This is a genomic window from Pseudomonas sp. RHF3.3-3, from assembly GCF_048069595.1.
Lineage (GTDB): Bacteria > Pseudomonadota > Gammaproteobacteria > Pseudomonadales > Pseudomonadaceae > Aquipseudomonas > Aquipseudomonas fuscovaginae_B.
This window is the reverse complement of sequence record NZ_CP182250.1, coordinates 1,665,614-1,691,407: the sequence shown is the minus strand read 5'-3', so window position 1 is coordinate 1,691,407 and position 25,794 is coordinate 1,665,614. Positions and strand designations below refer to the sequence as shown.

The window sequence follows — 25,794 nt, the reverse complement described above, 5'->3', positions numbered from 1 at the left end:
CCCCTGTTCGTTCCCTCTGGAGGATCTGCAATGACCACGGAAAAAGTGAAGTACGGCGTCCACTCCGAAGCCGGCAAACTGCGCAAGGTGATGGTGTGCTCGCCGGGCCTGGCTCACCAGCGGCTGACCCCGAACAACTGCGACGAACTGCTGTTCGACGATGTGCTCTGGGTCGCCCAGGCCAAGCGCGATCACTTCGACTTCGTCACCAAGATGCGCGAACGCGATATCGACGTGCTGGAAATGCACAATCTGCTGACCGACATCGTCGGCCAGACGGAAGCCCTGGACTGGATTCTCGATCGCAAGCTCACCGCCAATCAGGTCGGAATCGGCCTGGTCAACGAAGTCGGCTCGTGGCTGCGCAGCCTGGAACCCCGCAAGGCCGCCGAGTTCCTCATCGGCGGGATATCGGCCGACGACTTGCCCGACAGCTTCGGCGGCAAGACCATCCAGATGTTCCGTGACTTCCTCGGCCACTCCAGCTTCATCCTGCCGCCACTGCCCAATACCCAGTTCACCCGGGACACGACCTGCTGGATCTACGGCGGGGTCACCCTCAACCCGATGTACTGGCCGGCACGCCGCCAGGAAACCCTGCTGGCCACGGCCATCTATAAATTCCACCCGGAATTCGTCAACGCCGACTTCCAGGTCTGGTACGGCGACCCGGACCAGGAGCACGGTAACGCCACCCTAGAGGGCGGCGACGTGATGCCGATCGGCAACGGCGTGGTCCTGATCGGCATGGGCGAGCGTTCCTCGCGCCAGGCCATCGGCCAGTTGGCGCTGAACCTGTTCAAGAACAAGGCGGTGGAACGGGTGATCGTCGCCGGCCTGCCGAAGTCCCGCGCGGCCATGCACCTGGACACCGTGTTCAGCTTCTGCGACCGCGACCTGGTGACCGTCTTCCCGGAAGTGGTGAACCAGATCGTCGCCTTCAGCCTGCGGCCCGACGAGAGCAAGCCGGGCGGCATCGATGTACGCCGCGAGGAAACCAGCTTCCTCGACACCGTCGCCAAGGCCCTCGGCCTCAAGGCCCTGCGCGTGGTGGAGACCGGCGGCAACAGCTTCGCCGCCGAACGGGAACAGTGGGATGACGGCAACAACGTGGTCGCCGTGGAGCCGGGCGTGGTGATCGGTTACGACCGCAACACCTACACCAACACCCTGCTGCGCAAGGCCGGCGTCGAGGTCATCACCATCAGTGCCGGCGAACTCGGCCGCGGCCGTGGCGGCGGTCATTGCATGACCTGCCCGATCATACGCGACCCCATCGACTACTGACCGACAACCCGCCACGGTTCCCCAGGGCACCGGCCCTTGTAGGAGCAGGGCTTGCCCGCGAAGGCGTCCGTTTAGGCAGCGCCAGGCTTGAGGGCCTATTCGCGGGCAAGCCCGGCTCCTACAAGAAGGGCGAGAAAGGCCGGCCGATCGTGGCGACAACCGATATATCCAGGGAGATACCCAACATGGCTTTCAACATGCGCAACCGCAGCCTGCTGAGCTTGATGCACCACACCAACCGCGAGCTGCACTACCTGCTCGACCTGTCCCGCGACCTCAAGCGTGCCAAGTACACCGGCACCGAGCGGCCGCACCTCAAGGGCAAGAACATCGCGCTGATCTTCGAGAAGACCTCGACCCGCACCCGCTGCGCCTTCGAGGTCGCGGCCCATGACCAGGGCGCCCACGTCACCTACATCGACCCGGTGTCATCGCAGATCGGCCACAAGGAAAGCATGAAGGATACGGCCCGCGTCCTCGGACGGATGTTCGACGCCATCGAGTACCGCGGCTTCGAACAGGAGATCGTCGAGGAACTGGCCCGGTTCGCCGGCGTGCCGGTGTTCAACGGCCTGACCGCCGAGTTCCACCCGACCCAGATGATCGCCGACGTGCTGACCATGCGCGAGCACAGCGACAAGCCGCTGCATGACATCAGCTACGCCTACCTGGGCGATGCCCGCTACAACATGGGCAACTCACTGCTGATGATCGGCGCCAAGCTCGGCATGGACGTGCGAATCGCCGCGCCGAAGGCGCTGTGGCCCCATGCCGACTTCATCGCCCAGTGCCAGGCGTTCGCCGAGGACAGCGGCGCACGCATCACCCTCACCGAGGACCCCGTGGCGGCGGTCAAGGGCGTGGATTTCATCCACACCGACGTGTGGGTCTCCATGGGCGAGCCGGTGGAGGCCTGGGATGAACGCATCGAGCAGTTGCTGCCGTACCAGGTCAACAGCCGGCTGATGAAGGCCGCAGGCAATCCACGGGTCAAATTCATGCACTGCCTGCCGGCGTTCCACAACAGCGAGACCAAGGTCGGCAAGGACATCGCCGCCCGTTACCCGCACCTGGCCAATGGCGTGGAGGTCACCGAGGAGGTGTTCGAGTCGCCGGCCAACATCGCCTTCGAACAGGCGGAAAACCGCATGCACACCATCAAGGCGATCCTGGTGGCGGCGTTGGCGGATATCTGACCCTGCAGGAGCGGGCTTGTCGGGACGCCGCACCGCCGCGAAGCCCTTGGCGGCCAAGCCCACTCCCCCCCCAAAACCGGCCACACGACTCTCAAAGAAGGACTGCACCATGCGTATCGTCGTAGCCCTGGGCGGCAACGCCCTTCTGCGCCGTGGTGAACCCATGACCGCGGACAACCAACGCGCCAACATCCGTATCGCTGCCGAACAGATCGCGAAAATCCACCCTGGCAACCAACTGGTGATCGCCCACGGCAACGGGCCGCAGGTCGGTCTGCTGTCATTGCAGGCGGCCGCCTACACCCAGGTTTCGCCCTACCCGCTGGATGTCCTCGGCGCAGAAACCGAGGGCATGATCGGCTACATCATCGAACAGGAACTGGGCAACCTGCTGGATTTCGAGGTGCCTTTCGCCACCTTGCTGACCCAGGTCGAGGTCGACCCCGGCGACCCGGCCTTCCAGCAGCCGAGCAAACCCATCGGCCCGGTCTATACCAGGGAAGAGGCCGAACGGCTGGCCGCGGAAAAAGGCTGGAGCATCGCCCCCGACGGCGACCGGTTCCGCCGGGTGGTCGCCAGCCCGAAACCCAAGCGCATCTTCGAGATCCGTCCGATCAAGTGGCTGCTGGAAAACGGCAGCATCGTGATCTGCGCCGGCGGCGGCGGGATTCCGACGATGTACGACGAAAACCGCAAGCTGCAAGGCATCGAGGCGGTGATCGACAAGGACCTGTGTTCGGCGCTGCTGGCCCGGCAGTTGGAATGCGACCTGCTGGTGATCGCCACCGACGTCAGCGCGGCCTTCGTCGACTGGGGCAAGCCGACCCGGAAGGCGATCGCCCAGGCGCACCCCGACGACCTGGAAAAACTCGGCTTCGCCGCCGGCTCCATGGGCCCGAAAGTCGAGGCCGCCTGCGAGTTCGCCCGGCAGACCGGCAAGGTTGCGGTGATCGGCTCGCTGGCGGATATCGAGGCTATCGTCCAAGGTAAAGCGGGCACCCGGGTCAGTACCGCCCAACCCGGCATCGTCTATTCATGAGAACCTTCGGGGCAGGCCATGGTCTGCCCTACTCACGCCTTGTAAGGAGACATCACCATGGCCAAGTTCGAGCCCGGTCACCTGCATATCGAGCGACACGCGCTGAACAGGGATGACTTCAGCTACAACCTGTGCATCGACTACGAACTCGCCCAGGATCCGCGCGAGGGCCAGGGCATGCAGTTCCGGCTGCACGGCACCATCGAAGACAAGCCACTCGACGAGTCGTTCTTCCTGGCCAAGGACCAGGCCTTCGACTTCGCCCGCCACGCCACCCGCCTCGCCCAGCAGCACGGCATGCCCAAGAGCGCCAACATCATCGCGCTGCACCGGTACTACGACGAGATGTTCGAGGATGTGCGCGCGCAACTGCATGTGAAGTCCGGCGATCCGATGAAGCCCGAACACCTCGAGTAGCCCGCGCGGCTGGTGCGGAGCATTGCGCGTGGGAAGCCTGCGGCGGAGATGGCATAATTGCGCCCTTCTCGCCAGGAACCGTATCCCGTCCCATGCGTATCCACGTCAGCTTCATCGACCGCGTCGGCATCACCCAGGAGGTCCTGGCGCTGCTCGGTGGGCGCAACCTGAACCTGGATGCGGTGGAGATGGTGCCACCCAACGTCTATATCGACGCACCGACCCTCAGCCCGCAAGTGCTGGAAGAGCTGCGCGATGCCCTGTTCAGTGTGCGTGGCGTTCAGGCGGTCACGGTGGTGGACATCCTGCCCGGACAACGCCGGCACCTGCAGCTCGACGCCCTGCTCGCGGCCATGACCGATCCGGTGCTGGCGCTGGACAGCCAGGGCGTGGTGCTGCTGGCCAACCCGGCCATGGTCGCCCTGTACGGCCGCGAGCCGGCGGGGGAAAGCGTCGCTGGGCTGTTCGCCGACCCCGGCCTGCTGGATGCCCTGCTGGAGAACGGCTTTCGCCTGCCGCTGCGGGAAATCACCGTCAATGGCCAGACGCTGCTGCTCGATGCCACGCCGATCACCGATGCCGGTGCCCTGCTGACGCTGTACCAGCCCAGCCGGATCGGTGAACGCCTGTCCGCGCTGCATCACGATCATGCCGAAGGCTTCGACTCGCTGCTCGGCGAGTCGGCGCCGATCCGTACCCTCAAGGCCCGGGCCCAGCGGGTCGCGGCCCTCGATGCCCCCCTGCTGATCCAGGGCGAAACCGGTACCGGCAAGGAACTGGTGGCCCGTGCCTGCCATGCCATCAGCGCCCGTCATGGTGCGCCGTTTCTCGCCCTGAACTGTGCGGCACTCCCGGAAAGCCTCGCCGAGAGCGAACTGTTCGGCTATGCCCCCGGCGCCTTCACCGGCGCCCAGCGCGGCGGCAAGCCGGGGCTGATGGAACTGGCCAACCAGGGCACGGTATTTCTCGACGAAATCGGCGAGATGTCGCCGTACCTGCAGGCCAAGCTGCTGCGTTTTCTCAATGACGGCAGCTTTCGCCGGGTGGGGGGCGATCGCGAGATCAAGGTCAATGTGCGGATCATCAGCGCCACCCACCGCGACCTGGAGAAGATGGTCAGCGAAGGCAACTTCCGCGAAGACCTGTTCTACCGCCTCAACGTCCTCAACGTCGAGGTGCCGCCGCTGCGCGAACGCGGCCAGGATATCCTGCTGCTGGCGCGCTACTTCATGCAGCAGGCCTGCACGCAGATCCAGCGCCCGGTGTGCCGGCTCGCCCCCGGCACCTACCCGGCGCTGCTGGGCAACCGCTGGCCGGGCAACGTCCGCCAGTTGCAGAACGTGATCTTCCGCGCGGCGGCGATCTGCGAGGGCAGCCTGGTGGATATCGGCGACCTGGACATCGCCGGCACCTCCGTGGCGCGCGAGAGCGACGGCGAAATCGAAAGCCTGGAACAGGCGGTCGAGGATTTCGAGCGCAACCTGCTGGAAAAGCTCTACGCCCAATACCCATCGACCCGCCAGTTGGCCAACCGCCTGCAGACCTCCCACACGGCGATTGCCCATCGCCTGCGCAAGTACGGGATTCCCGGCAAGCCCTGAACCGCCACCCTATCCCTGGCTGCAAACCGACCCGCGGGGTACACCAGCAGGCGGCCAGCGGCCGACCTCCGGGAACAACCATCCCCTGCGACCACTCCAGAAGCGACACTCATCTGTACTGAAAGCGATACAGCGGAACGATTTCGCTACAACGACTGCCTTCCCCATTCTGACAAGACTTTGATCCCGTTGCGCTTTTTTCGGCCGCCCAGACTGTAGCGATTTCACTACAGCCCATTCGCGGCAACTGCGCCGAAACCTGCGCCAAACCCTTGATTTTCAAGCTCCTCACCCGATTGGCCGCAAACTTGCTAAGGGAGTCCCATTCAAGCGGGGCGAAGTCCTCGCCTTCAATAGCGTCCACCAGACGAATCTGGCCCTTGAGGAGTGTTTCCATGACCGAGTTGCGTTTTACCGAAGACCACGAGTGGCTGCGTACCGAAGCCGATGGCAGCGTAACGGTCGGGATCACGGCGTTCGCCCAGAACGCCCTCGGTGATGTCGTATTCGTCCAGTTGCCGGAACTGCAGGCCTACGACAAGGGCGCCGAAGCCGCCACCGTGGAATCGGTCAAGGCCGCCAGCGGCGTGTACATGCCTCTGGACGGGGAAGTGCTGGAGGTCAACCCGGCACTGGAAGACAGCCCGGAACTGGTCAACGAAGACCCGCTGGGCGAAGGCTGGTTCTTCCGCTTCAAACCCGCCGATGCCGCCGCTGTCGGCCAACTGCTGGATCAGGCCGCCTACGAGCGCCTGATCGAAGCCCAGGCCTGAGGAACCACCATGACCATCAACCTCGGCACCGCCAACGAATTCATCGCCCGTCACATCGGCCCACGCCAGGATGACGAACGCGCCATGCTCGCCACCCTCGGTTTCGACTCCCTGGAAGCCCTGGCTGCCAGCGTGATTCCCGACAGCATCAAGGGCACCAGCGTCCTCGACCTGCCGGCCGGCCAGAGCGAAGCCGATGCCCTGGCATCGATCAAGGCCATCGCCGCACAGAACCAGTTGTTCAAGACCTACATCGGCCAGGGCTACTACAACTGTCACACGCCGGCGCCGATCCTGCGCAACCTGCTGGAGAACCCGGCCTGGTACACCGCCTACACCCCCTACCAGCCGGAAATTTCCCAGGGCCGCCTGGAAGCGCTGCTGAACTTCCAGACCCTGATCAGCGACCTCACCGGCCTGCCGATCGCCAACGCCTCGCTGCTCGACGAGGCCACCGCCGCCGCCGAAGCCATGACCTTCTGCAAGCGCCTGAGCAAGAACAAGGGCAGCCACGCCTTCTTCGCTTCCGTGCACTGCCATCCGCAGACCCTCGACGTGCTGCGCACCCGTGCCGAGCCGCTGGGCATCGAGGTGGTGGTCGGTGACGAACACGCACTGGGCGATGTCAGCAGCTTCTTCGGTGCACTGCTGCAATACCCGGCGAGCAACGGCGATCTGTTCGACTATCGCGAACTGACCGAACGCTTCCACGCCGCCAACGCCCTGGTCGCGGTCGCCGCCGACCTGCTGGCGCTGACCCTGCTGACTCCGCCGGGCGAATTCGGTGCCGATGTCGCCATCGGCAGTGCCCAGCGCTTTGGTGTACCGCTGGGCTTCGGCGGCCCGCACGCGGCCTACTTCTCCACCCGTGATGCGTTCAAGCGCGACATGCCCGGCCGCCTGGTCGGTGTTTCGGTGGACCGTTTCGGCAAGCCGGCCCTGCGTCTGGCGATGCAGACCCGCGAGCAACACATCCGTCGCGAGAAGGCCACCAGCAACATCTGCACCGCCCAGGTGCTGCTGGCCAACATCGCCAGCATGTACGCCGTGTATCACGGTCCCAAGGGGCTGAAGCAGATCGCCCGGCGTACCCACCGCCTGACCGCGATCCTGGCCAAGGGCCTGGCCGCGCTGGGCCTGGCCGTCGAGCAGAACAGCTTTTTCGACACCCTGACACTCAAGACCGGTGCCCAGACCGCGGCCTTGCTGGCCAAGGCCCGTGAGCAGCAGATCAACCTGCGGGTGGTCGATGGCGAGCGCCTGGGCCTGTCGCTGGACGAAACCTGCGGCCAGGCCGATGTCGAAACCCTCTGGGCCCTGCTGGCCGAGGGCAAGGCGCTGCCGGACTTCGCCGCCCTCGCCACCGCGGCCCAGGACAGTATCCCTGCAGCCCTGGTTCGCCAGTCGCCGATCCTCAGCCACCCGGTGTTCAACCGCTACCACTCGGAAACCGAGCTGATGCGCTACCTGCGCCGGCTGGCGGACAAGGACCTGGCCCTGGACCGCACCATGATCCCGCTGGGCTCGTGCACCATGAAGCTCAACGCCGCCAGCGAGATGATCCCGGTGACCTGGGCCGAGTTCGGTGCCCTGCACCCTTTCGCCCCGGCCGAACAGAGTGCCGGCTACCAGCAACTGACCGACGAACTGGAAGCGATGCTCTGCGCCGCCACCGGCTATGACGCGGTCTCCCTGCAGCCGAACGCCGGCTCCCAGGGCGAGTACGCCGGTCTGCTGGCGATCCGCGCCTACCATCAGAGCCGCGGCGAAGGCCGTCGCGATATCTGCCTGATCCCGTCGTCGGCCCACGGTACCAACCCGGCCACCGCCCACATGGCCGGCATGCGCGTGGTGGTCACCGCCTGCGATGCCCGTGGCAACGTCGATATCGAGGACCTGCGGGCCAAGGCCATCGAGCACCGCGAACACCTCGCCGCGCTGATGATCACCTACCCGTCGACCCATGGCGTGTTCGAGGAAGGCATCCGCGAAATCTGCGGCATCGTCCACGACAACGGCGGCCAGGTGTACATCGACGGTGCCAACATGAACGCGATGGTCGGCCTCTGCGCCCCCGGCAAGTTCGGCGGCGACGTCTCGCACCTGAACCTGCACAAGACCTTCTGCATCCCCCACGGCGGTGGCGGCCCGGGCGTCGGCCCGATCGGCGTGAAGTCGCACCTGGCGCCGTTCCTGCCCGGCCATGGCGTGATGGAGCGCAAGGAAGGCGCGGTCTGCGCGGCACCGTTCGGCAGCGCGAGCATTCTGCCGATCACCTGGATGTACATCCGCATGATGGGCGGCGAAGGTCTCAAACGCGCCTCGCAACTGGCCATCCTCAATGCCAACTACATCTCCCGGCGCCTGGAAGAGCACTACCCGGTGCTGTACACCGGCAGCAACGGCCTGGTGGCCCACGAGTGCATCCTCGACTTGCGCCCGCTGAAGGACAGCAGCGGCATCAGCGTCGACGACGTCGCCAAGCGCCTGATCGACTTCGGTTTCCACGCCCCGACCATGTCGTTCCCGGTCGCCGGCACGCTGATGATCGAGCCGACCGAAAGTGAGTCCAGAGAAGAACTGGACCGCTTCTGCGACGCCATGATCCGCATCCGCGAGGAAATCCGCGCGGTGGAAAACGGCAGCCTGGACAAGGACGACAACCCGCTGAAGAACGCCCCGCACACCGCGGCGGAACTGGTCGGCGAGTGGGCGCACCCGTACAGCCGCGAGCAGGCGGTTTACCCGGTGGCATCGCTGGTCGAAGGCAAGTACTGGCCGCCGGTCGGTCGCGTCGACAACGTGTTCGGCGACCGCAACCTGGTCTGCGCCTGCCCATCGATCGAGAACTACGCTTGATCACATGACTCACCCCCTGCGGGAGCCGGCTTGCTGGCTCCCGCAGGGGACTGCGTCCTCACCATAATAAGAACGCCCCCGGAGAACCCACATGTCCCTGAGCGTGTTCGACCTGTTCAAGATCGGCATCGGTCCCTCCAGCTCCCACACCGTCGGACCGATGCGCGCCGCCGCACGTTTCGTCGAAGGCCTGCGTCGCGAGAACCTGCTGGAGCAGACCACTTGCGTCAAGGTTGAGCTGTACGGCTCGCTCGGCGCCACCGGCAAGGGCCACGGCAGCGACAAGGCCGTGCTGCTCGGGCTCGAGGGCGAGCACCCCGATACCGTCGATACCGAAACCGTCGCCGATCGTCTGCAAGCCATTCGTAGCAGCGGACGCCTGAAACTGCTCGGCGAACACTCCATCGAATTCAGCGAAAAACTTCACCTGGCGATGATCCGCAAACCGTTGGCCTATCACCCCAACGGCATGATCTTTCGCGCCTTCGACAGCGCCGGCATCCAGATCCGCAGCCGCGAGTACTACTCGGTCGGCGGCGGTTTCGTCGTCGACGAAGATGCCGCCGGTGCCGACCGCATCGTCGAGGACAGCACCCCGCTGACCTTTCCGTTCAAGAGCGCCAAGGAGCTGCTGGGCCACTGCAGCACCTACGGCCTGTCCATCAGCCAGGTCATGCTGACCAACGAAAGCGCCTGGCGGCCCGAGGCGGAAACCCGCGCCGGCCTGCTGAAGATCTGGCAGGTGATGCAGGACTGCGTCGCCGCCGGCTGTCGTAATGAAGGCATCCTCCAGGGCGGCCTCAAGGTCAAGCGTCGGGCGGCCGCACTGCACCGGCAGCTGTGCAAGAACCCGGAAGCGGCCCTGCGCGATGCGCTGTCGGTACTGGACTGGGTCAACCTCTACGCCCTGGCGGTCAACGAGGAAAACGCCAACGGCGGCCGGGTGGTCACCGCGCCGACCAACGGTGCGGCCGGGATCATCCCCGCCGTACTGCATTACTACATGCGTTTCATCCCCGGAGCCAACGAGGATGGCGTGGTGCGCTTCCTGCTCACCGCCGCCGCGATCGGCATCCTCTACAAGGAGAACGCCTCGATCTCCGGCGCCGAAGTCGGCTGCCAGGGCGAGGTCGGCGTGGCCTGCTCGATGGCCGCCGGCGCCCTCTGCGAGGTGCTCGGCGGCAGCGTGCAACAGGTCGAGAACGCCGCCGAAATCGGCATGGAGCACAACCTCGGGCTGACCTGCGACCCGATCGGCGGGCTGGTGCAGGTACCGTGCATCGAGCGCAACGCGATGGGTTCGGTCAAGGCCATCAATGCCGTGCGCATGGCCTTGCGCGGTGACGGCCAGCACTTCGTTTCCCTCGACAAGGTGATCCGCACCATGCGCCAGACCGGTGCCGACATGAAGAGCAAATACAAGGAGACCGCCCGTGGCGGTCTGGCCGTAAACATTATCGAATGCTGATCGGCGAGGCTGGCGCAAGCCGCCTTCCGACAATTTCCAGGAGTTGAAGATGTCCACCGAAAACCTGCTGAAAACCCCGCTGCACGCCCTGCACCTGCAACTCGGGGCACGCATGGTGCCGTTCGCCGGCTATGAAATGCCGGTGCAGTACCCGCTGGGCGTCCTCAAGGAACACCAGCACACCCGTGACCAGGCCGGGTTGTTCGATGTCTCGCACATGGGCCAGATCCGCCTGGTCGGCGCCGGGGCCGCCAAGGCCCTGGAAAGCCTGGTGCCGGTGGATATCGTCGACCTGCCGGTGGGCATGCAGCGCTATGCGATGTTCACCAACGAAAACGGCGGCATCCTCGACGACCTGATGGTCGCCAACCTGGGTAACGACGAGCTGTTCCTGGTGGTCAACGCCGCCTGCAAGGAACAGGACCTGGCCCACCTGCGCAAGCACCTGGGGCATCTGTGCGAGGTGCAGCCGCTGTTCGAGGAGCGCGCCCTGCTCGCCCTGCAAGGTCCCGCCGCCGTTACCGTGCTGGCGCGCCTGGCACCGGAAGTAACCCGGATGACCTTCATGCAGTTCGCGCCACTGCGCCTGCTGGGGGTCGACTGCTACGTCAGCCGCTCCGGCTACACCGGTGAAGACGGCTTCGAGATTTCCGTGCCGGCAGCCAGTGCCGAAAGCCTGGCCCGCAGCCTGCTGGCCGAGACCGAAGTCGAGGCCATCGGCCTCGGCGCCCGCGATTCGCTACGCCTGGAAGCCGGCCTGTGCCTCTACGGGCACGACATGAACGAGCAGACCACGCCCGTGGAGGCCAACCTGCTCTGGGCCATATCCAAGGCCCGGCGTGCCGATGGCGCCCGTGCCGGTGGCTTCCCCGGTGCCGAGCAGGTCTTCGCCCAACAGCAACAGGGGGTGCAGCGCAAGCGTGTTGGCCTGCTGCCCCAGGAGCGGACTCCCGTACGCGAAGGTGCGGAAATCGTCGACGAAGCCGGCACGGTGATCGGCAGCGTGTGCAGCGGCGGCTTCGGCCCGACCCTTGGCGCCCCGCTGGCCATGGGCTACGTGGACAACGCCCACTGCGCCCTGGATAGCCAGGTCTGGGCCATCGTACGAGGCAAGCGCATCCCGCTGAAAGTCAGCAAAATGCCGTTTGTCGCACAACGTTACTATCGTGGTTGATACCAACAGTAACAACTAACGGTAATGAAACTGTGCACTGGTTTGTAACGTGTCCGCCACAAACCAGTGCATATATTCGCAAGTGAACTTGGCTTATAACAGTCGAACACAAGTGAATGCCTGAATGTCCGGGATGTCCCCGCCAGAGCCCGCGAAAACTGCGGCAAACGGCCTCAAATCGCGGGATGGACGGGGGCTTGTTTTTTCTCCCACAGTTGGCGTAGAGTTTCCCTACTGTGTTTGCATGGGTCGCTTGGAATCGTGACCTGGGCAGTAGCTTTAAGTTCGCTACAACCCGTTCGACGTCTCTTACTTTCCTGCAACCCAGCCCAGTACTCTTTCCAGCGAAAGGGGCTGTCATTAATTTTTAGCGTCAAAGGAAATAAGAAATGTCCGAACGTAAGAGCGGTACCGTCAAGTGGTTTAACGACGAAAAGGGTTTTGGTTTTATCACTCCTGAGAGCGGTCCGGATCTGTTCGTCCACTTCCGCGCCATTCAGGGCAGCGGCTTCAAGAGCCTGAAAGAAGGCCAGAAAGTGACCTTCATCGCAGTACAGGGCCAGAAAGGCCTGCAGGCTGACGAAGTCATCGCAGAAAACTGAGTTCGGTTTTCATGCCTGAAAAGCCCCTGATGGTGACATCAGGGGCTTTTTTTATGTGCGCGGTTTGTGCATCAACCGCTGCAGGTCTGGTTTTATGGGGGTAGCTTCGTAAAATGGCCTTTTCCTCGAGAGAAAGCCCCCATGACGAAGCACGTACTAAGCCCACAGGGTGACTTCCCCGCCGCCGGCCTGGGCCGTCGCCTGGCAGCGATGTTCTATGACGCCCTGCTGTGCACCGCCCTGCTGATCGTGACCGGCTTCATCTACAAGCTGGCGCAGATGGCAATCATCGGCGAGCAGCGCCTCAAGACCCTGGCCGACTCCGGCGCCCTGGACGGCGACCCCTTGTTCTCGACCGTGGTGTTCTGCGTACTGTTCGGCTTCTTCGCCAAATTCTGGACCTACAAGGGCCAGACCCTGGGCATGCAGGTGTGGGGCATTCGCGTACAGAACGCCGATGGTTCTGCCATCAGCCTCTGGCAGGCCCTGCTGCGCTTTCTCATTGCTATCGTTTCCATGCTCTTCGCTGGCCTGGGCTTCATCTGGGTACTGCTGGACAAGCAGAAACGCAGCTGGCACGACATCTATTCCGACAGTCGGCTGGTACGCATCCCCAAGCAGCGCTGAGACTTTCCGCCCGCCCATGAAAAAGCCCGCCTCATTTCAAGGCGGGCTTTTCTACATCCAGTCACCAACCGGCTGGTTTACTCGGCCAGCTTGAAGGTGATGAAGCTCGCACGTCCCTGACGCAGGACACGCATCGACACCGAACGATTCTTCGGCAGGGCCTTGGCGATTTCGGTGAACTGCTTGGCATCAGTGATCGCCTGGTTGTTCAGGTGAGTGATCACATCGCCCGGCTGCAGGCCGATCAGCGCCGCAGGACCATCCTGGACTTCCTTGATGACCACGCCGCCCTTGACCAGGTCGTTGGCCTTCTTCTGCTCATCGCTCAGGTCGGCAACGGAAACGCCCAGACGGTTGCTGCTGCGCTCGGCACCGGCCGACTTGCCGCTGTCCATTTCCTTGCCTTCGTCCGGAATTGCCCCGACGGTCAACTCGATGGTCTTGCGCTGGCCTTCACGAACCACTTCCAGCTTGGCCTTCTCGCCCGCCTTCAGCGCACCGACCAGGTGCGGCAGGTCGGCGGACATCTCGATAGGCTGGCCGTTCATGCTGAGGATCACGTCACCCACCTGCAGGCCACCCTTGGCCGCCGGGCCGTCATCCTGCACCTGGGCGACCAGGGCACCGGCCGGCTTGTCCAGGCCGAACGATTCGGCCAGGTCCTTGTTGACCTCCTGGATGACCACGCCCAGCCAGCCCCGGCTGACCTTGCCACCGGCTTTCAACTGGTTGGAAACGTCCATGGCCACGTCGATCGGGATGGCGAAGGAGACGCCCATGAAGCCACCGGAACGGGTGTAGATCTGCGAGTTGATACCGACCACTTCACCGTTGAGGTTGAACAGCGGACCACCGGAGTTGCCCGGGTTGATCGGCACGTCGGTCTGGATGAACGGTACATAGTTCTCGTTCGGCAGGCTGCGGCCCACGGCGCTGACGATACCCTGGGTCACGGTGTGGTCGAAGCCGAACGGCGAACCGATGGCGACGACCCACTGGCCAGGTTTCAGGTCCTTGGACTTGCCGAGCTTGAGGGTCGGCAGGTTCTTGCCGTCGATCTTCAGCAGGGCCACGTCGGAACGCGGATCGGTGCCGACCAGCTTGGCCTTGAGCTCGCTACGGTCGGCCAGGCGCACGAGGATCTCGTCCGCATCGGCGACCACATGGTTGTTGGTCAGGATATAGCCGTCATTGGAAATGATGAACCCCGAGCCCAGCGACTGGGCTTCACGCTGCCGACCGCCGCCGCCCCCTTTCGGGCCGCGCGGTTGCGGAAAGCCGCGGAAGAACTGCTGGATCTCCGGAGGCAGGCCTTCCAGCCCCTGGATATCCGAAACCTTGCGGTCCGGCAGCTTCTGGGTGGTACTAATGTTCACCACCGCCGGCGAGGCCTGCTCCACCAACTGGGTGAAATCGGGCAGCTCCGCGGCCTGGGCCGCCACCGCCTGCCCAAGAAGCAGGACCGTGGCGAAAATGGACAGATAGGATTTCAAGCTTGGTATCGACATACGGCTCCCGTGAATAACGAGCATGGTTAAGCGACAGGTACCATAAAACCCAAAGACGATTAAGCCTGGATTACGGACCGGGAACAACACACAAGGCCAGGGCCGAGAGGGTCCTGACCTATAGGAAAATTCCGATTGGTTTGCAAGGGAAAATAATCACCAGACATTTCGGCATCTCGATCCCGCTGCCAGACAGCGTGCAGGTGGGCGCAGGATCGAGGCGACAGACGTCATGGTTCAGTCTCTCACTGCCGGGCAGCCTGCGCATCGCCGGTGCGCATCGACAGGGCGATACGTTCGGCGGTCCCGATGGGAATTTCGCCCACGACCGTGACCATGATCTCCCCGGTCGGCGTGGTCAGGCGCCGGGAGACGGCAACGGTCGGGCCGAGTTGGGTGCGGGTATCGGCGATGTTGGCGCCGTGGAGGGGCTCGAGGAACACCGAGAATCGCGCCAGGCCATCGTCATACATCAGGCTGCTGACCTGGGTTTTGGTCTGCGGATCGACACGCGCCGAACTGTTCACCAGCTCGAAACCCGGCGGTAGCCAATCGGAATGCCATTGCTGGGCCACCTTGCTGGCCTGGGCCTGGTTGCCGGCCTGGGTCACCGGCTTGCATTCGGCACCGCCCTGCAATTGGCTGTCCTGAGGGATATCGGTGGTATTGAGTTCGGTGAACTGGAAGCGTTCGAGCAACTGGCCCTTGTCGTTGATCAGCAACGACTTCAGGGGCAAGCCGGTCTGGCGGTCCAGATGCAGTTCGAAGCCATAGCGATGCTGATCGCGAGGCGTCAGGGAGACGATCACCGCAGGGCGACCGGCGACGCGGGACTTGCCAACGATCGCGAGGTCATACCAGGACTTGAGTTTCTGTGGATCAAGCGCGCGGGCATGGGCATCAGGCGATTGGCCGAGCCCCGCTACCAACGTGCCGCTGACGCATTCGGTGCGTCCATCGACCCGTACCACCTCTTGTGCCGACCCATCGAGCTGCAGCAGGCGTTCGCGAACCTGACCGTTCTGGACCAGATGCCAGATACTGTGGGTCGAGAAACTGCCATTGCGTTCGTAGACGAAGGTGCCCTGGAAGCTTTGCTGCTGCTCGGCTTGCCCAAGACGGCTCAGCCAGTCCTGGGCTTCGTCGGCCTGGGCGGCGAGAGCGAATCCACCGGCCAGGGCAAGCGTGAAAAGAGGTAGTGCGCGCATGATCCTCCTTACTTGGCGGTTTCCAGGCTGGCTGCACGTGCGTAGGGCAGCGCGCTCTCGGTGCCTTTCAGGGCAGCTTGCTGGGCATGCTGGCGCAGGTAGCCTGGCAGACGCTGGTCCCAACCGGCCTGGCCTTGTTGCAGCACACCGTTGGCCATCGGCCCGGTAGGCTCGGAGCCTTCAGTATAGCCGGCCAATACCGCAGGGCCCTTCGCCGTTGGCGCGGCCAGGCCCGGCTGATTGGATTGCTGGGCCAGTTGGGCGCCGGCAATCTCGTCCTGGTTGTAGAACCGCACGCCGGCCAGCACCGCCATGGTCACCGAAGCGGCCACCGCCAGGCGACCGAGGGTGCGCCACGGACCACGGGTGTTCCTGGCTGGCACATCTTCGCCAGCCAGCGCCGCCGATACAGCCGATGCGATATCCAGGCGCGGGTCCAACAGATCCTTGTGCATCACAGCCCGGGCAACCTGATAACGCGACCAGGTGGCACGAGTGTCGGCATCGTCGAGGGCATTGAGCACTCGACGCAATTCCAATTCGTCCGCTTCGTTATCCATCACCGCGGACAGCGATTCCTGCAGGGCTTCACGACTCATGACGGTTCCTCTCTTGGCTGTCGCCGCTGTCTCAGGTTTCCTGCAACAACGGTTGCAGGGCTTTATCGATGGCCTCCCGAGCGCGGAAAATCCGGGAGCGCACGGTGCCCACCGGACATTGCATGACGGCTGCAATGTCCTCATAACTCAGACCGTCGAATTCACGTAAAGTTAACGCTGTACGCAAATCTTCCGGCAGTTGCTGAATGGTTCGATGGACGGTGCCTTCGATCTCATCCCGGAGCAACGCGCGCTCCGGCGATTCGAGATCCTTGAGGCCATGATCGCCATCGTAGAACTCGGCATCTTCGGAACTCACATCGCTGTCTGGAGGCCTGCGACCGCGGGACACCAGATAGTTTTTCGCCGTGTTGATGGCGATGCGGTACAGCCAGGTATAGAACGCACTGTCACCGCGAAAATTTCCCAGCGCACGGTAGGCTTTGATAAACGCTTCCTGTGCCACATCCTGGGCTTCATGGGTGTCGTGCACAAAGCGCACGATCAACCCGAGAATTTTGTGCTGGTATTTCAGCACTAGCAGATCGAAAGCCCGCCGATCGCCGCGTTGCACGCGTTCGACCAGCTGCTGATCCTCTTCCTGGGTTAGCATGAATGCTCCTCATTGGACTTGAAGGAGGCTGCCATTGCTAATCGATCAGGCTTGCAAACATAGACTCGGACTGTCGGCAAAAGTTCTCCCCCTTCAAGCAAGTTTCCTGCGACCCTTCAAACGGGCCCACACGAAAAACGCAGCACGGCCCTGGCCGGCTGCGTGAATGATCTTGTCGTCGAATCCGCTGGCGTATCCTTCGTCAGGCTACGCAGACAACCGACGCTGTCCCCTTCTCTCTGGCACCTGCCTATGGAGCCCGGGGCGTTTTAAAAGTTCCCGGACACCCCAGCAAGTAATAGCATTGTGCCGTTCCCTCGGGCAAAGGCGGCATGAGCCTCGTTATAGCCGAAAAATCATCGTCTTACCGTGCAAAACCATATGCACGAGAGCCCGGAGTGGCGCACACTTCCCGCCCGCAGTAATTTCACAATGCCACGAAGGCCCGGCTATTGTGCCGATCCCCCCCAGCAGTTACCAGTGGGCCGTGTGGCGAGTTCCGAGCCCTGACTTGACCGGGCCCAACGCACCGTTGACCCGGTGCTTATTTTCGGATTGATTGAGATGAGCCAACATTTTCAACACGATGTGCTGGTGATTGGCAGCGGTGCCGCCGGCCTGAGCCTGGCGCTGACCCTGCCGGGCCATCTGCGCATCGCCGTGCTGAGCAAGGGCGACCTGGCCAACGGTTCGACCTTCTGGGCCCAGGGAGGGGTCGCGGCGGTACTGGACGATACCGACACGGTGCAATCCCATGTCGAGGATACCCTCAACGCCGGCGGCGGCCTGTGCCATGAGGACGCGGTGCGTTTCACCGTCGAGCACAGCCGCGAGGCCATTCAATGGCTGATCGACCAGGGAGTGCCGTTCACCCGCGATGAAGAGGCCAATGTCGACGATGGCGGTTTCGAGTTCCACCTGACCCGCGAGGGCGGCCACAGCCATCGGCGCATCATCCATGCCGCCGACGCCACCGGCGCGGCGATCTTCAGGACCTTGCTGGAACAGGCCCGCCAGCGTCCGAACATCGAACTGCTGGAACAGCGCGTGGCCGTCGACCTGATCACCGAGAAACGCCTGGGCCTGGACGGCGAGCGTTGCCTGGGTGCCTACGTGCTCGATCGCGGCACCGGCGAGGTCGATACCTACGGTGCACGCTTCACCATTCTGGCCTCGGGCGGCGCGGCCAAGGTCTACCTCTATACCAGCAACCCCGACGGCGCCTGTGGCGACGGTATCGCCATGGCCTGGCGCTCGGGCTGCCGGGTGGCGAACCTGGAGTTCAACCAGTTCCACCCCACCTGCCTGTATCACCCCCAGGCCAAGAGCTTCCTGATCACCGAGGCCCTGCGCGGCGAAGGTGCGCACCTCAAGCTGCCCAATGGCGAACGCTTCATGCCGCGCTTCGACCCCAGGGCGGAGCTTGCGCCACGGGATATCGTCGCCCGGGCCATCGACCACGAGATGAAGCGCCTGGGTATCGACTGCGTCTACCTGGACATCAGCCACAAGCCCGAAGCCTTCATCAAGGCGCACTTCCCGACGGTGTACGAGCGCTGCCTGGCGTTCTCCATCGACATCACCCGCCAGCCGATCCCGGTAGTGCCCGCCGCGCACTACACCTGTGGCGGCATCCTCGTCGACCAGCAGGGCCGCACCGACGTTCCCGGCCTGTATGCGATCGGCGAAACCAGCTTCACCGGCCTGCACGGCGCCAACCGCATGGCCAGCAACTCGCTGCTCGAATGTTTCGTCTATGCCCGCTCGGCCGCCGCCGACATCCTCCGGGAACTTCCGCAGGTCGCCCAGCCAGCGGCCCTGCCGAGCTGGGACGCCAGCCAGGTGACCGACTCCGACGAGGACGTGATCATTGCCCACAACTGGGACGAGCTCCGGCGGTTCATGTGGGACTACGTGGGCATCGTACGCACCAACAAGCGCCTGCAGCGGGCCCAGCACCGGGTGCGCCTGCTGCTGGACGAGATCGACGAGTTCTACAGCAACTACAAGGTCAGTCGCGACCTGATCGAGCTGCGCAATCTGGCCCAGGTGGCCGAATTGATGATCCGCTCGGCCATGGAACGCAAGGAAAGCCGCGGCCTGCACTACACCCTCGACTACCCGGGCCAGTTGCCCGAGGCCCGAGACACTATCCTGGTGCCGCCCACCTACGCCGGCTGAACCTGAGCCGTACGCGCAGGCGCCGATGGTCATCGTGCGCCAGCGCGTCGCGAGGTACGCAGAGCGAGCGCGGCAGCCAATTCCCAGGCTGGCGGAAGCGCAGTACCACCAGCCAGGGCAAGGCCAGGCTGTCGCGGCACAACCGCACCGGCTGCCAGCCACCGGCCCGGCTCCACAACTGCCAGCCCTGCTCGTCCCGGCGCAGCCCGGTAAAAGCCGCAGAATGGCTCAGCAGGATCTGTCGCGGCAGCACCCAGGCCGCGTGCAACAGGCAGGCGAAAGCCCCGGACAGGCTTGCCCAGAGCGGAATATCCAGGAGAAACAACGACAGCAGCGCGAACCCGAGGGCCGCGAGATACGCCGCCAGCAGCAGCCGTGAAGCCCGCCAGCGGCATTCGAAGCGATTACTTGGGCTGAACACGATCCAGGATCATGCGCACCATGCGCTGCAGTTCCGGATCCGGCGACTCGGAACGCTCCATGAACCAGCCGAACATGTCCTGGTCCTCGCACTCGAGCAGATTGCGATAGCACGCGCGGTCGGCGTCATTCAGATGCGGGTACACCTCCTTGACGAACGGTACCAGCAGCACGTCCAGCTCCAGCATGCCGCGGCGGCTGTGCCAATAGAGGCGATTGAGTTCTACATCTTCGACCATGGAACGCTCCTCGAATTTGGCCGCAAGTATACAGGCCTGATCGACGTCGCACAGTCGGCTTTGGTCGGCATGAGCCGGCGTTTTGCGAACTATCCATTTCCAGGGCACCCCTCTATGATGTGTACCAGACTTTTTCATGCTGCGAAGACTCATGGCCGATTCCGCTTTTTTCTGCACCCTGTCCCACGAAGGCGTCCTCGCTGTCCGCGGCGCCGAAGCCAGCAAGTTCCTGCAAGGCCAGTTGACCTGCAACCTCAATTACCTCAGCGACAGCCATGCCAGCCTCGGCGCGCGCTGCACGCAAAAAGGCCGCATGCAATCGAGCTTCCGCATCCTGCTCGAAGGTGACGGAGCCTTGCTGGCCATGGCCGGCGAGCTGCTTGAGCCGCAACTGGCGGACCTGAAGAAGTACGCCGTGTTCTCCAAGGCCAGGCTCACCGACGAAAGCGCCGGCTGGGTCCGTTTCGGCCTCGGCGAAGCCGATACCTGCCTGGCCGGCCTGGGCCTGCCATTGCCCGCCGACAGCGACAGCGTAGTGCGTGCCGATGGCCTGATCGCCGTGCGTGTGTCGCCGGGTCGCAGCGAACTCTGGGTACCGGCGCAGCAGGCCGAAAGCGTGCGTGCCCGCTTGGCCAGCCAACTGCGTGAGGCCGATCTCAACACCTGGCTGCTCGGCCAGGTGCGTGCCGGCATCGGCCAGGTCATGCCACAGACCCGCGAACTGTTCATCCCGCAGATGCTCAACCTGCAGGCCGTTGGCGGCGTCAGTTTCAAGAAAGGCTGCTATACCGGCCAGGAAATCGTCGCGCGCATGCAGTACCTGGGCAAGCTCAAGCGTCGCCTGTACCGCCTGGCGCTGGACGGCGAACACCTGCCGCAACCGGGCAGCGAGCTGTTCTCACCATCCCACAACAGCTCGGTCGGCGAAGTGGTGATCGCGGCCAGGGCCGAGGACAGCATCGAACTGCTGGCCGTCCTGCAGGCCGAAGCGGCCGAGGAAGGCACGGTCCACCTGGGCGATCTGCAAGGTCCGCTGTTGACACTGCTGGATCTGCCCTATCAACTGGACCGCGACCGCGAAATCCAGCGTTAACTGCACCGCTGTAGAGAGCACGAATGAACAAGCTGGCGGAAAAGGTCCAACAGGACTTGGTGGCGGCCATCGATAACGATGACCTGGTTCTGCCCACGCTGCCGGAGGTCGCCCTGAAGATTCGCGAGGCGGCCGAGGATCCGGAGATCAGCGTCAGTACCCTGAGCAAGGTGATCGGTGTCGACACCGCGCTGTCGGCGCGCCTGATCAAGGTGGTCAACAGCCCACTGCTGCGGGCCAGCCACGAAGTGACCGACCTGTATACCGCCATCACCCGACTGGGAGTGAACTACAGCAGCAACCTGGCGGTCGGCCTGGTGATGGAGCAGATCTTCCATGCCCGCTCCGAGGTGGTGGAACAGAAGATGCGTGAGGTCTGGCGCAAAAGCCTGGAAATTGCCGGGATCTGCTACGTACTGTGCCGCGATTTCACCCAACTCAAGCCGGACCAGGCGGCGCTCGGCGGGCTGGTGCACCAGATCGGCGTGCTGCCGATCCTCACCTATGCCGAGGATCATTACGAACTGCTGGCCGACCCGCTGAGCCTGGACCATGTGATCGACAGCATCCACCCGATGCTGGGCGACAAGCTGCTGCGGGTGTGGGACTTCCCGGAGCGGCTGATCAGGTTGCCGGGCCAGTACCTGGACCTGCGCCGGAACAGCGCGACCACCGACTACGTGGACCTGGTGCAGATCGCCACGGTGTTCTGCCACCAGGGCACGACGCAGTCCTTTGCCCATATCGACCCGACCAGCCTGCCGGCCTTCCGGAAGCTGGGGCTGGCCCCGGACAATGTGGCCTGGGTCGAACAGCTCAATGATGCACGGATGATGCTCAACTAGGGTCTTTTGGTGCTCCGTTCGCGGATGAGTCCGCAAACGGGCCACCGCAGGCACCCACTCAACCGGCGATAAAACTCACCCGCACCTTCAGCCCCCGCTGTTCGCCATCATGCAGGCTGATCTGCGCCAGATGCGCCCGACAGATCTCGCCGACGATCGCCAGGCCCAGCCCCGAACCCACGCCCTGCTGGTTACGCCGATAGAAGCGCTCGAACACCCGGTCGCGCTCCTCCAGCGGAATACCCGGCCCATCGTCCTCCACCTCCAGCACCGCCGGAGCACTGACCCGCAGGATCACGTTGCCGCCGGCCGGGGTATGGGCCAGGGCGTTGTCCACCAGGTTGCTCAGCAGCTCATTGAGCAGGGTCGGTTCGCCACGCAGCCACACCGGCTCATCCGCCTCCAGCGCCAGTGCCACGCCTCGGGCATGGGCCAGGGGTGCCATGGCCATGCCCAGCTCCCGGGCCAGTTGGCTCAGGTCGAGCAACTGCGCACCGCCCTCGGCAATCGCCCGGGCGCCATTCTCCACCCGTGCCATCGACAGCAACTGATTGGCCAGATGAGTCAAGCGATCGGTGCCCTGGGCCGCCGTTTCCAGGGTACTGCGCCAGGTGTTGGCATCCGAGGCCCGCAGCCCCAGTTCCAGGCGTGCCTTCAGGGCCGCCAGGGGAGTACGCAGTTCATGGGCAGCATCGGCGATGAACTGTTCCTGGCGCTCGAACTGCCGGCGCAGACGCTCGGTGAAATGGTTGAGAGCACGGACCAGGGGCCACAACTCGCGCTGCACCTCGACCAGCGGCAGGGGCCGCAGGTCATCCGACTGACGCTCTTCCACCGCCGTGCGCAAGCGCTCCAGCGGGCGCAGCGCGGCACTCACGGCGAACCACACCAGCAGCAGCGCGCCCCCCGCCAGCATGCCCAGGCGCAACAACGTGTCGGCCATCAGGCTGCGGGCCATGTTGACCCGGGCCTCATCGGTCTCGGCCACCCGGATTTCCGCCATGCCATTCATGTTCGGCTCGCTGACCGCCTTGAGCAGGCTCACCACCCGTACCGGCTGGCCGCGGTACTGGGCATCGTAGAACCGCGCCAGGGCCGGGTAGTCGTCGGTACGCGGCGTGCCGGGCGGTGGCGGCGGGAGATTCTCGTAGCCGGAAATCGGTTGCTGGTGAATGTCGTTGACCTGGTAGTAGATCCGTCCGGCACTGTCGTAGGCGAAGGTGTCGAGGGCGACATAGGGCACATCGGCGCTGAGGGTCCCGTCGCGCTGCGACAGCCCGGCGGCGATGGTTCGTGCCGAGGCCAGCAGGGTTCGGTCATAGGCAGTGTCGGCAGCCTCGCGGCCGTTCCAGTAGGCACTCCAGCCACTGGCGAGCATCAGCACCACCAGCAACAGCGCGAGGTTCCACAACAAGCGCCAACGCAGGCTGCCCGGCTTATGCATCACGGGCTTCCAGCAGGTAGCCGAGGCCGCGGAAAGTGACAATGGCCACCGCATGGCCATCGAGTTTCTTGCGCAGGCGATGCACGTAGATCTCGATGGCATCGGCGCTGGCTTCCTCATCCAGGCCGAACACCTGGGACGCCAGTTGCTCCTTGCTCATCACCCGGCCCGGGCGGGCGACCAGGGCCTCGAGCACCGCCTGCTCGCGGGAAGTCAGGGTCAGCAACTGGTCACCGAGAGTGAAACGGCGGGTATCGAGGTCATAGACCAGTTCCCCGCAGCGCTGCTGTCGTTCGCCCCCCAGCACGCTGCGGCGCAACAGCGCCTTGACCCGCGCCTCCAGTTCCGTGAGTTCGAAGGGCTTGGCCAGGTAGTCGTCGGCTCCCAGGTTCAGGCCATGCACCCGATCCTTCACATCGCTGCGGGCGGTCAGCATCAGCACCGGAAGGTTCTTGCCACGTGCGCGCAACCGCGCCAGCACTTCGAAACCATCCATGCGCGGCAGGCCCACATCGAGGATCGCCGCCGCGTAGTCCTCGCTGCCCAGGGCCAGGTCCGCCGCCACCCCGTCATGCAGCACATCCACGGTCAACCCCGTACTCTTGAGCGCCTGGGCGACACTTTCGGCCAACTGCAGATGATCTTCGACCAAGAGTACACGCATGAATTTTCCACCTCTGACTGGGGCGGCCAAACGCCCTTTCGAGCACGGAGTTTACCCAATAAACGTAGCGCCGCTAGCCGGCCAGACCCATGTTTGTCGGGCCCTGGCGGATGAAAGGTTGGTGAAAGGTTCGCTCGTTACAGTCTTTTCACGGACAGTTGCGCCCAGCGCTGCCAGCAGCGCATGGCTGTCCGAAAAATGGCAATGCCGAGAAAAACGCCACGATGCGTTTTCATCAAGAACAAGAACAATAACGGAGTCCGACACGATGCTGCCTCTACAGCTTCAGGCTTTCACGCCTGCCCGTTCTTTTGGTTCCCCTCCTCCCGATCGACCTCTCGCCACACGCTGACGACTGCGCGCGCCCGCTCGCACGCCACGCTATTGCCCCGTGGAAACCGTACGCCCATAACAACAACTCCCCTGGAGAGAACAATGGACCTGTCGCTACGTAAACTCGCCCTCGCCGCCAGCCTCGCCCTGCTGGCCGGCCAGACCTTCGCCGCCGAACCCAAGCGCCCGGAATGCATCGCCCCGGCCTCCCCTGGTGGTGGCTTCGACCTGACCTGCAAGCTGGCGCAAAGCGCCCTGGTCAACGAGAAAGTGCTGAGCAAGCCGATGCGCGTCACCTACATGCCCGGCGGAGTGGGTGCCGTCGCCTACAACGCCGTGGTCGCCCAGCGTCCGGCCGATGCCGGTACCCTGGTAGCCTGGTCCAGCGGCTCGCTGCTGAACCTGGCCCAGGGCAAGTTCGGCCGCTTCGATGAAAGCGCGGTGCGCTGGCTGGCCGCCGTCGGCACCAGCTACGGCGCCATCGCGGTGAAAAGCGACTCGCCTTACAAGAGCCTCGACGACCTGGTCAAGGCCCTGAAGAAAGACCCCGGCAGCGTGGTGATCGGCTCCGGCGGCACCGTCGGCAGCCAGGACTGGATGCAGACCGCCCTGATCGCCAAGGCCGCCGGCATCAACCCGCGCGACCTGCGCTACGTGGCCCTCGAGGGCGGCGGCGAAATCGCCACGGCCCTGCTCGGCGGACATATCCAGGTCGGCAGCACCGACATCTCCGACTCCATGCCGCACATCCTCAGCGGCGACATGCGCCTGCTCGCGGTGTTCTCCGAACAGCGCCTGGACGAGCCGGAAATGAAGAATATCCCCACCGCCCGCGAGCAGGGCTACGACATCGTCTGGCCGGTAGTGCGCGGCTTCTACCTCGGGCCGAAGGTCAGCGATGAAGACTACGCCTGGTGGAAAGAGTCGTTCGACAAGCTGCTGGCCTCCGACGAGTTCGCCAAGCTGCGCGACCAGCGCGAACTCTTCCCCTTCGCCATGACCGGCCCGGAGCTGGACACCTACGTGAAGAAGCAGGTCGCCCAGTACAAGGTGCTGGCCAAGGAATTCGGCCTGATCCAGTGACCACCGCCCTCTAGTCGCAGCCACGTACCCCGTGCGACGGGGGCGTGGCCCAGGAGTCGCTCATGCTCTTGCAACGTCTCTTCGCCTTCGCGCTGCTGCTGGCCTGTGCCGGCCTGGCGCTGATGGCCTGGCCTTACCAGGCCGCCTTTTCCTACGAACCGGTGGGGCCGCGCGCCTACCCGCTGCTGATGCTCGGCCTGATGGGCCTGGCCCTGCTGTACATGCTGTTTCGCCCGGCCCCACTCAAGCACAGCGAGGACGAGCCGCCGCTGGATCGCGAAACCCTGACCAAGATCGCCCTCTGCGTCGGCCTGCTGCTGGTGTTCGCCGGCACCTTCGAACCGCTGGGCTTCATTCTCAGCAGCATCCTCGTCGGCATCCCGATGGCGCGCCTGTACGGCGGCCGCTGGCTGCCCAGCGCGGTGATCATCAGCCTGATGAGCATTGGCCTCTACCTGCTGTTCGACAAGGCCATGGATGTACCGCTGCCCCTTGGACTGCTCGACGTTCTGGAGAACTGA

Annotated in this window: 25 protein-coding genes; 16 read left to right on the top strand and 9 right to left on the bottom strand. The window is 64.1% G+C overall.

All coding sequences use genetic code 11. The features are described 5' to 3' along the window. Positions 1 to 30: 30 nt before the first annotated feature. The 5 genes from arcA to ACMGT0_RS07610 all read left to right on the top strand — a co-directional run bounded on the left by arcA (position 31) and on the right by ACMGT0_RS07610 (position 5,540). Positions 31 to 1,287, top strand: a complete 1,257-nt coding sequence (arcA, locus tag ACMGT0_RS07630; RefSeq protein WP_054061035.1) for an arginine deiminase — start codon at positions 31 to 33, stop codon at positions 1,285 to 1,287. Positions 1,288 to 1,472: 185 nt separating this feature from the next. Beyond that, on the top strand, positions 1,473 to 2,483 hold the full coding sequence (locus ACMGT0_RS07625) for an ornithine carbamoyltransferase (protein WP_054061036.1): 1,011 nt from the start codon (positions 1,473 to 1,475) through the stop codon (positions 2,481 to 2,483). 109 nt (positions 2,484 to 2,592) lie between these two features. Continuing rightward, positions 2,593 to 3,522, top strand: a complete 930-nt coding sequence (gene arcC, locus ACMGT0_RS07620) for a carbamate kinase (protein WP_054061037.1) — start codon at positions 2,593 to 2,595, stop codon at positions 3,520 to 3,522. A 57-nt stretch (positions 3,523 to 3,579) separates the two neighbouring features. After that, positions 3,580 to 3,939 carry a DUF5064 family protein gene (locus ACMGT0_RS07615; RefSeq protein WP_054061038.1) on the top strand — a complete coding sequence of 120 codons (360 nt, stop codon included), beginning with the start codon at positions 3,580 to 3,582 and terminating at the stop codon, positions 3,937 to 3,939. Between the two features lie 92 nt (positions 3,940 to 4,031). Further along, the gene (locus ACMGT0_RS07610; RefSeq protein ID WP_054061039.1) at positions 4,032 to 5,540 is read left to right on the top strand and encodes a sigma-54-dependent transcriptional regulator; all 1,509 of its coding nucleotides are present in this window, start codon (positions 4,032 to 4,034) and stop codon (positions 5,538 to 5,540) included. Between the two features lie 109 nt (positions 5,541 to 5,649). On the opposite strand, the gene ACMGT0_RS07605 is transcribed toward ACMGT0_RS07610, so the two are convergent. Continuing rightward, positions 5,650 to 5,937 (bottom strand): hypothetical protein, encoded by a 288-nt coding sequence (locus ACMGT0_RS07605; RefSeq protein WP_054061040.1) that lies wholly within the window; start codon positions 5,935 to 5,937, stop codon positions 5,650 to 5,652. Between ACMGT0_RS07605 and gcvH the strand changes: the two genes are divergently transcribed. The 6 genes from gcvH to ACMGT0_RS07575 all read left to right on the top strand — a co-directional run bounded on the left by gcvH (position 5,936) and on the right by ACMGT0_RS07575 (position 13,043). After that, complete coding sequence (gcvH, locus tag ACMGT0_RS07600) at positions 5,936 to 6,313, top strand: glycine cleavage system protein GcvH (protein WP_054061041.1); 378 nt, start codon at positions 5,936 to 5,938, stop codon at positions 6,311 to 6,313. The genes ACMGT0_RS07605 and gcvH overlap by 2 nt on opposite strands. A gap of 9 nt (positions 6,314 to 6,322) precedes the next feature. Further along, positions 6,323 to 9,172: an aminomethyl-transferring glycine dehydrogenase gene (gene gcvP / locus ACMGT0_RS07595; RefSeq protein WP_416772043.1), complete on the top strand. Its 2,850-nt coding sequence runs from the start codon at positions 6,323 to 6,325 to the stop codon at positions 9,170 to 9,172. Between the two features lie 91 nt (positions 9,173 to 9,263). Then, complete coding sequence (locus ACMGT0_RS07590) at positions 9,264 to 10,640, top strand: L-serine ammonia-lyase (RefSeq protein WP_054061043.1); 1,377 nt, start codon at positions 9,264 to 9,266, stop codon at positions 10,638 to 10,640. 49 nt (positions 10,641 to 10,689) lie between these two features. Further along, positions 10,690 to 11,814, top strand: a complete 1,125-nt coding sequence (gene gcvT / locus ACMGT0_RS07585; protein ID WP_416772040.1) for a glycine cleavage system aminomethyltransferase GcvT — start codon at positions 10,690 to 10,692, stop codon at positions 11,812 to 11,814. Between the two features lie 389 nt (positions 11,815 to 12,203). Beyond that, positions 12,204 to 12,416 (top strand): cold-shock protein, encoded by a 213-nt coding sequence (locus tag ACMGT0_RS07580; RefSeq protein WP_017906209.1) that lies wholly within the window; start codon positions 12,204 to 12,206, stop codon positions 12,414 to 12,416. A gap of 141 nt (positions 12,417 to 12,557) precedes the next feature. Continuing rightward, positions 12,558 to 13,043, top strand: a complete 486-nt coding sequence (locus tag ACMGT0_RS07575) for an RDD family protein (RefSeq protein WP_054061045.1) — start codon at positions 12,558 to 12,560, stop codon at positions 13,041 to 13,043. A 77-nt stretch (positions 13,044 to 13,120) separates the two neighbouring features. Here the strand turns inward: ACMGT0_RS07575 and ACMGT0_RS07570 are convergent, their stop codons facing one another. From ACMGT0_RS07570 to rpoE, 4 genes are all read right to left on the bottom strand, one after another. Beyond that, positions 13,121 to 14,545, bottom strand: coding sequence for a DegQ family serine endoprotease (locus ACMGT0_RS07570; protein ID WP_416773437.1), 1,425 nt, complete (start codon positions 14,543 to 14,545; stop codon positions 13,121 to 13,123). Between the two features lie 251 nt (positions 14,546 to 14,796). After that, on the bottom strand, positions 14,797 to 15,759 hold the full coding sequence (locus ACMGT0_RS07565; RefSeq protein ID WP_054061047.1) for a MucB/RseB C-terminal domain-containing protein: 963 nt from the start codon (positions 15,757 to 15,759) through the stop codon (positions 14,797 to 14,799). A gap of 8 nt (positions 15,760 to 15,767) precedes the next feature. Beyond that, positions 15,768 to 16,358: a sigma-E factor negative regulatory protein gene (locus ACMGT0_RS07560; RefSeq protein ID WP_017906213.1), complete on the bottom strand. Its 591-nt coding sequence runs from the start codon at positions 16,356 to 16,358 to the stop codon at positions 15,768 to 15,770. A 31-nt stretch (positions 16,359 to 16,389) separates the two neighbouring features. Further along, positions 16,390 to 16,971 (bottom strand): RNA polymerase sigma factor RpoE, encoded by a 582-nt coding sequence (gene rpoE, locus ACMGT0_RS07555; protein WP_010452874.1) that lies wholly within the window; start codon positions 16,969 to 16,971, stop codon positions 16,390 to 16,392. A gap of 564 nt (positions 16,972 to 17,535) precedes the next feature. Here rpoE and nadB point away from each other — a divergent pair. Then, entirely contained in the window at positions 17,536 to 19,152 is a 1,617-nt protein-coding gene (nadB, locus tag ACMGT0_RS07550) for an L-aspartate oxidase (protein WP_416772036.1), read from the top strand. Here the strand turns inward: nadB and ACMGT0_RS07545 are convergent. Together ACMGT0_RS07545 and ACMGT0_RS07540 are read right to left on the bottom strand one after the other, a co-directional pair. Beyond that, a complete protein-coding gene (locus tag ACMGT0_RS07545; RefSeq protein ID WP_273819468.1) occupies positions 19,121 to 19,573 on the bottom strand; it encodes a protein YgfX in 453 nt (150 codons plus the stop codon). The two genes, nadB and ACMGT0_RS07545, sit on opposite strands and share 32 nt — an antisense overlap. Next, positions 19,557 to 19,811, bottom strand: coding sequence for a succinate dehydrogenase assembly factor 2 (locus ACMGT0_RS07540; protein WP_054061051.1), 255 nt, complete (start codon positions 19,809 to 19,811; stop codon positions 19,557 to 19,559). Before ACMGT0_RS07540 ends, ACMGT0_RS07545 begins: the two co-directional genes overlap by 17 nt. A gap of 151 nt (positions 19,812 to 19,962) precedes the next feature. Between ACMGT0_RS07540 and ACMGT0_RS07535 the strand changes: the two genes are divergently transcribed. Both ACMGT0_RS07535 and ACMGT0_RS07530 read left to right on the top strand, forming a co-directional pair. After that, positions 19,963 to 20,904 carry a YgfZ/GcvT domain-containing protein gene (locus tag ACMGT0_RS07535; protein WP_054061052.1) on the top strand — a complete coding sequence of 314 codons (942 nt, stop codon included), beginning with the start codon at positions 19,963 to 19,965 and terminating at the stop codon, positions 20,902 to 20,904. Between the two features lie 23 nt (positions 20,905 to 20,927). Then, positions 20,928 to 21,749 carry an HDOD domain-containing protein gene (locus ACMGT0_RS07530; RefSeq protein ID WP_054061818.1) on the top strand — a complete coding sequence of 274 codons (822 nt, stop codon included), beginning with the start codon at positions 20,928 to 20,930 and terminating at the stop codon, positions 21,747 to 21,749. A 58-nt stretch (positions 21,750 to 21,807) separates the two neighbouring features. Here the strand turns inward: ACMGT0_RS07530 and ACMGT0_RS07525 are convergent, their stop codons facing one another. Both ACMGT0_RS07525 and ACMGT0_RS07520 read right to left on the bottom strand, forming a co-directional pair. Beyond that, positions 21,808 to 23,193 (bottom strand): sensor histidine kinase, encoded by a 1,386-nt coding sequence (locus ACMGT0_RS07525; RefSeq protein WP_054061054.1) that lies wholly within the window; start codon positions 23,191 to 23,193, stop codon positions 21,808 to 21,810. Then, positions 23,186 to 23,857: a response regulator gene (locus ACMGT0_RS07520; RefSeq protein WP_017906220.1), complete on the bottom strand. Its 672-nt coding sequence runs from the start codon at positions 23,855 to 23,857 to the stop codon at positions 23,186 to 23,188. Before ACMGT0_RS07520 ends, ACMGT0_RS07525 begins: the two co-directional genes overlap by 8 nt. Before the next feature lie 435 nt (positions 23,858 to 24,292). On the opposite strand from ACMGT0_RS07520, the gene ACMGT0_RS07515 reads away from it, so the two are divergent. Together ACMGT0_RS07515 and ACMGT0_RS07510 are read left to right on the top strand one after the other, a co-directional pair. Then, positions 24,293 to 25,273: a Bug family tripartite tricarboxylate transporter substrate binding protein gene (locus ACMGT0_RS07515; protein WP_054061055.1), complete on the top strand. Its 981-nt coding sequence runs from the start codon at positions 24,293 to 24,295 to the stop codon at positions 25,271 to 25,273. Between the two features lie 62 nt (positions 25,274 to 25,335). After that, entirely contained in the window at positions 25,336 to 25,794 is a 459-nt protein-coding gene (locus tag ACMGT0_RS07510; protein ID WP_054061056.1) for a tripartite tricarboxylate transporter TctB family protein, read from the top strand.

Coding starts and splice junctions, on each gene's coding strand:
- arcA (WP_054061035.1), top strand. CDS start 31: ATGACCACGGAAAAAGTGAAGTACGGCGTCCACTCCGAAGCCGGCAAA.
- ACMGT0_RS07625 (WP_054061036.1), top strand. CDS start 1,473: ATGGCTTTCAACATGCGCAACCGCAGCCTGCTGAGCTTGATGCACCAC.
- arcC (WP_054061037.1), top strand. CDS start 2,593: ATGCGTATCGTCGTAGCCCTGGGCGGCAACGCCCTTCTGCGCCGTGGT.
- ACMGT0_RS07615 (WP_054061038.1), top strand. CDS start 3,580: ATGGCCAAGTTCGAGCCCGGTCACCTGCATATCGAGCGACACGCGCTG.
- ACMGT0_RS07610 (WP_054061039.1), top strand. CDS start 4,032: ATGCGTATCCACGTCAGCTTCATCGACCGCGTCGGCATCACCCAGGAG.
- gcvH (WP_054061041.1), top strand. CDS start 5,936: ATGACCGAGTTGCGTTTTACCGAAGACCACGAGTGGCTGCGTACCGAA.
- ACMGT0_RS07605 (WP_054061040.1), bottom strand. CDS start 5,937: ATGGAAACACTCCTCAAGGGCCAGATTCGTCTGGTGGACGCTATTGAA.
- gcvP (WP_416772043.1), top strand. CDS start 6,323: ATGACCATCAACCTCGGCACCGCCAACGAATTCATCGCCCGTCACATC.
- ACMGT0_RS07590 (WP_054061043.1), top strand. CDS start 9,264: ATGTCCCTGAGCGTGTTCGACCTGTTCAAGATCGGCATCGGTCCCTCC.
- gcvT (WP_416772040.1), top strand. CDS start 10,690: ATGTCCACCGAAAACCTGCTGAAAACCCCGCTGCACGCCCTGCACCTG.
- ACMGT0_RS07580 (WP_017906209.1), top strand. CDS start 12,204: ATGTCCGAACGTAAGAGCGGTACCGTCAAGTGGTTTAACGACGAAAAG.
- ACMGT0_RS07575 (WP_054061045.1), top strand. CDS start 12,558: ATGACGAAGCACGTACTAAGCCCACAGGGTGACTTCCCCGCCGCCGGC.
- ACMGT0_RS07565 (WP_054061047.1), bottom strand. CDS start 15,759: ATGCGCGCACTACCTCTTTTCACGCTTGCCCTGGCCGGTGGATTCGCT.
- ACMGT0_RS07560 (WP_017906213.1), bottom strand. CDS start 16,358: ATGAGTCGTGAAGCCCTGCAGGAATCGCTGTCCGCGGTGATGGATAAC.
- rpoE (WP_010452874.1), bottom strand. CDS start 16,971: ATGCTAACCCAGGAAGAGGATCAGCAGCTGGTCGAACGCGTGCAACGC.
- nadB (WP_416772036.1), top strand. CDS start 17,536: ATGAGCCAACATTTTCAACACGATGTGCTGGTGATTGGCAGCGGTGCC.
- ACMGT0_RS07540 (WP_054061051.1), bottom strand. CDS start 19,811: ATGGTCGAAGATGTAGAACTCAATCGCCTCTATTGGCACAGCCGCCGC.
- ACMGT0_RS07535 (WP_054061052.1), top strand. CDS start 19,963: ATGGCCGATTCCGCTTTTTTCTGCACCCTGTCCCACGAAGGCGTCCTC.
- ACMGT0_RS07530 (WP_054061818.1), top strand. CDS start 20,928: ATGAACAAGCTGGCGGAAAAGGTCCAACAGGACTTGGTGGCGGCCATC.
- ACMGT0_RS07525 (WP_054061054.1), bottom strand. CDS start 23,193: ATGCATAAGCCGGGCAGCCTGCGTTGGCGCTTGTTGTGGAACCTCGCG.
- ACMGT0_RS07520 (WP_017906220.1), bottom strand. CDS start 23,857: ATGCGTGTACTCTTGGTCGAAGATCATCTGCAGTTGGCCGAAAGTGTC.
- ACMGT0_RS07515 (WP_054061055.1), top strand. CDS start 24,293: ATGGACCTGTCGCTACGTAAACTCGCCCTCGCCGCCAGCCTCGCCCTG.
- ACMGT0_RS07510 (WP_054061056.1), top strand. CDS start 25,336: ATGCTCTTGCAACGTCTCTTCGCCTTCGCGCTGCTGCTGGCCTGTGCC.